Below are 4,355 nucleotides of genomic sequence, written 5' to 3' on the forward strand. Positions count from 1 at the left end.
CAGCTGCAGAATCCACGGAGGGGCGCTCGTCGTTAAGCGAGATTAATCGCGGGGAACTTCCACCATCTCGTACACCTGGACGATGTCATCAACTTCGATGTTCGGGTAGCTGAGCACCATACCGCACTCATAGCCCTTCTCCACCTCAGTGACGTCATCCTTCTCGCGGCGTAGCGAGGTAATAGTTGCGTCTTCGGTGACAACCGTACCGTCGCGCACCAAGCGGGCCTTGCCGTTGCGCACGACCTTGCCGTCGGTGACCATACAACCTGCGATGAGACCAACAGCAGATGCCTTGAAGAGCTGGCGAATCTCGGCAGAACCGACCTCACGCTCTTCGTAAATCGGCTTGAGCATGCCCTTGAGTGCATTCTCGACGTCATCGATCGCTTGGTAGATGACCGAGTAGTAACGAATGTCCACGCCCTCGTCGTTGGCTTCTTCCGTGGCCTTGCCCTCGGAACGAACGTTGAACGCGAGGATCACGGCGTCGGAGGCCGCAGCCAGCGTCACGTTGGTCTGGGTAACGGCGCCAACACCACGGTCGATGATGTTCACCTCGACCTCGTCGTCGACCTCAATCTTGAGCAACGCATCTTCCAGCGCCTCGACGGAACCAGCATTGTCGCCCTTGAGGATGAGGTTGAGCTGGTTGGTCTCCTTGAGCACCTGATCCAGGTTCTCCAGGGACACACGCTTCTGACGACGCGCCTGCATCGCAGAACGCTGACGAGCATCACGCTGCGCCGCGATCTGGCGGGCTACGCGGTCATCCTCCACCACCAGCAGGTTATCGCCGGGGCCGGGAACACCGTTCAGACCCTGAACCTGTACTGGGCACGATGGACCAGCTGACTCGACGTCATTGCCCCACTCGTCCGACATGCGACGCACACGGCCGAAGGTTGAACCAACGACGATGGACTCGCCGACGTTCAAGGTGCCGCGCTGCACCAGGATGGTCGCGACAGGGCCACGGCCGCGGTCAAGGTGTGCCTCAATGGCCAGACCCTGCGCGTCCATGTCTGGGTTCGCGGTCAGCTCAAGTGCTGCATCTGCGGTCAAGGTGATGGCCTCGAGCAGATCGTCGATACCCGTGCCCTGCTTCGCAGAGATGTCGATGAACATGGTGTCGCCGCCGTACTCTTCCGGCACGAGGCCATACTCGGTGAGCTGGCCGCGGATCTTCTCCGGCTGTGCTTCTTCCTTATCCACCTTGTTCACTGCCACGACGATTGGCAGGTCTGCTGCCTTCGCGTGGTTGATCGCCTCAACGGTCTGAGGCATCACGCCGTCATCCGCTGCGACAACCAGAACAGCCAAGTCAGTGGACTGGGCACCGCGGGCACGCATCGCCGTGAAGGCTTCGTGGCCTGGGGTATCCAGGAAGGTCAAAGTACGCTCTTCGTCTTCAACCTCAACATTGACCTGGTAAGCGCCGATGCCCTGGGTGATGCCACCGGCCTCGCCGGAGCCCACGTTGGCCTGGCGGATGGTATCCAGCAGGCGGGTCTTACCGTGGTCGACGTGGCCCATGACAGACACCACTGGTGGGCGCTGTTCCAGAGCTTCCTCGTCGCCCTCGTCCTCACCGAACTGCAGGTCGAAGGATTCGAGCAGCTCTCGGTCCTCGTCTTCTGGTGAGACGATCTTGACTTCATAGTTGATCTCCGCAGCCAGCAGCTGGAGGGTTTCCTCCGGCACGGACTGGGTTGCGGTGACCATCTCGCCCAAGTTGAACAGTGCTTGGACCAGGTTCGATGCCTCGGTACCGATCTTCTCCGCGAAGTCCGAAAGGGTTGCACCCTGGCGCAAACGTACGGTCTTGCCGCCGCCGTCTGGCAGGCGTACGCCACCGATGACGTTTGGTGCCTGCTGCTCCTCGTACTCGCTGCGCTTCTGACGCTTCGACTTACGTCCACGACGCGGTGCGCCACCTGGACGTCCGAATGCACCAGCGGTTCCGCCACGGCGTCCGCCGCGTCCACGGAAACCGCCGCCACCACCAGGACGGCCGCCAGGGCCACCCTGACCGCCTTGGCCGCCGCGGCGACCGCTGCGGTTGTTGGTCTTTTGTGGCATTACACCTGGAGTTGGTGCAGCTGCTGCCATATCCGCAGGTGTTGGCGCCGGACGACGACCGCCTCCAGAACCTCCTGGGCGCGGTGCCTGGCGATCATTTTGACGCTGCTGGCCCCCACGGTTACCGCCTGGCTTCGGGCCACCTTGGCCCTGCCCACCGCGACGGTTCTGCTGTCCACCGCGTCCGCCGGGGCGTGGGCCTGGTCGGCCGCCACCGGAACCGCCAGTGGAAAATGGGTTATTGGCCACACGTGGTGCCCCGCCTGGCTTCGGGCGTGGGCGTGGCATTGCGCCTGGCTTCGCTGCTGTTTCCTCCTCGCGGGATTCTGCAAGCTTCTTTGCGGTTTCACCAGGCTTCGGCATAGTGCGCGCAGGTTTGCCTGCACCGGGCTTCGGCGCCGTTGCTGCGGGCTTCTTTTCAGCCGGGGCCTCAGCCTTCTTTGCGGGCTTGGCTGCCTGCGGTGTGGCCTGCGTCTTCGCAGGACCAGGCTTCGCAGGACCAGGCTTCGCAGGGCCGGGCTTGGCTGGACCAGGCTTAGCAGCACTGGGCTTGGCCCCAGGCTTCGGCGCCTTCGATTCCTGCGACGCCTTCGGGGCCTTCGAACCCTTTGACTCGGTGGCCTCGCCGCCCTTGTCGGACGGGTGATTCTGCTCGTAGAGAGCCGTCATCTTCTTGACCACCGGTGGTTCGATGGTGCTCGATGCGGTCTTCACGAACTCCCCCTGCTCTTTGAGTGCAGCGAGTAGTTCCTTGCTTGTTACGCCGAGTCGTTTTGCGAGCTCGTGTACACGTAGCTTTCCGGGCACTTGTCTCCTCTTAGTTCAGCTAGAGAAGCGGCCACGGAAAATGGGCCACCCTCTAGTCGCTTATATTGACTTTCATCGCTGATGCTTCATCGTGTTGCGCTCATCAGTGTTCGGTCTTCCTTACAATCTTGGGTCCATCTGCATGTTTATCTGCATGTTCTGCGATGTACTCGCGTACATGGCTAACGTCCACAGGTGTGGACACACGGAGCGCACGCCCAAAAGCGCGCCTTTTCTCCGCAAGCTCAAATGCTTCCCATGTTGGGCTAATCCACGCTCCCCTGCCAGGCAGCCGCCTAGCTGGGTCCGCAATCACTCGTGCCGAATCAGTGGGGTCGATGACACAACGCAGAAGCTGAGTGTCAGGCAAAACCTGCCTCAATGCAATGCAGGTGCGGTGCCTAATGCTCAAAGGGCTCCTCACTAGTCATGTCCACGTCAACTGCCCGCGCGATTGCTTCTGAAAACAGGGAGCGCTCAAATGGGCCATCGTCCAGCCTACGCTAAAGTTACGAGAATTTGAACTTACCCGCTCTGATCTACCCGCGCGGCGCTAAGCTTCCCTAGGCTTCTACGTCAGAGTGGATGTCAATCTTCCATCCAGTCAGGCGTGCAGCCAGGCGTGCGTTTTGGCCTTCCTTACCGATTGCCAGGGATAGCTGGTAGTCCGGCACGACGACCTTCGCGGTTTGCGCTTCGGCATCGATGACGTCCACGCGCACCACCTTCGAAGGCGCAAGCGCATTGCCGACGTACACAGCAGGATCTTCCGAGTAGTCGATGATGTCGATCTTTTCTCCACCAAGCGCCTCCATAATGTTGGACACGCGCGCCCCCTTCGGGCCGATGCAGGCCCCCTTGGAGTTAATGCCCTTCGCGACACCGCGCACGGCCACCTTGGAGCGGTGCCCTGCCTCACGGGCAATCGATACGATCTCAACCGCACCGTCGGCAACTTCTGGCACCTCGAGTGCAAAGAGGCCACGCACCAACTCCGGGTGGGTGCGCGACAGGTTGACCTGGATTGCGCGTTCGCCACGGTTGACGCCCACCACATACGCTTTGACGCGGTCGCCGTGCTTCAGCTTCTCGCCCGGAATTTGTTCGGCGGGCAGTAGGATGCCGTCTTGTGGTTCGGCCTCGGTACCGATCTGCACGATGATCATGCCGCGCTCATTAGCGCGTACGTCTTGCTGCACCACACCGGAAACAATCTGGCCTTCGAAGGTCGCGTACTCGTCGTAGGCTCGCTCAGCTTCAGAGCTGCGCAGTCGCTTCACAATGGCCTCGCGCACGGCGGATGCGCCAATGCGGGCGAAGTTCACCGGAGTGTCATCATATTCGGAGATCACAGCGCCTTCGTCGTCAAGTTCGCTGACGATGACGGCGACATCACCGGTCTCGGTGTCAATATCCACCCGCGCGGTGGTGCCGGGCTCAGCGGGTGCCTCTTTAGAGTCGCGGTA

General features: G+C 61.2%; 3 protein-coding genes. All 3 read right to left on the reverse strand.

Going from position 1 to position 4,355, the window contains the following annotated elements:
• Positions 1 to 42: 42 nt before the first annotated feature.
• Complete coding sequence (infB, locus tag ACHFGA_RS09105; protein ID WP_394282072.1) at positions 43 to 2,889, reverse strand: translation initiation factor IF-2; 2,847 nt, start codon at positions 2,887 to 2,889, stop codon at positions 43 to 45.
• 103 nt (positions 2,890 to 2,992) lie between these two features.
• Positions 2,993 to 3,313 (reverse strand): YlxR family protein, encoded by a 321-nt coding sequence (locus ACHFGA_RS09110; protein ID WP_394282073.1) that lies wholly within the window; start codon positions 3,311 to 3,313, stop codon positions 2,993 to 2,995.
• A gap of 139 nt (positions 3,314 to 3,452) precedes the next feature.
• Positions 3,453 to 4,355 (reverse strand): transcription termination factor NusA (nusA, locus tag ACHFGA_RS09115; RefSeq protein ID WP_394282074.1); only part of this gene is annotated, 903 nt, incomplete at its 5' end.

Source organism: Corynebacterium sp. (assembly GCF_043426755.1).
In the GTDB taxonomy this organism is placed as follows: domain Bacteria; phylum Actinomycetota; class Actinomycetes; order Mycobacteriales; family Mycobacteriaceae; genus Corynebacterium.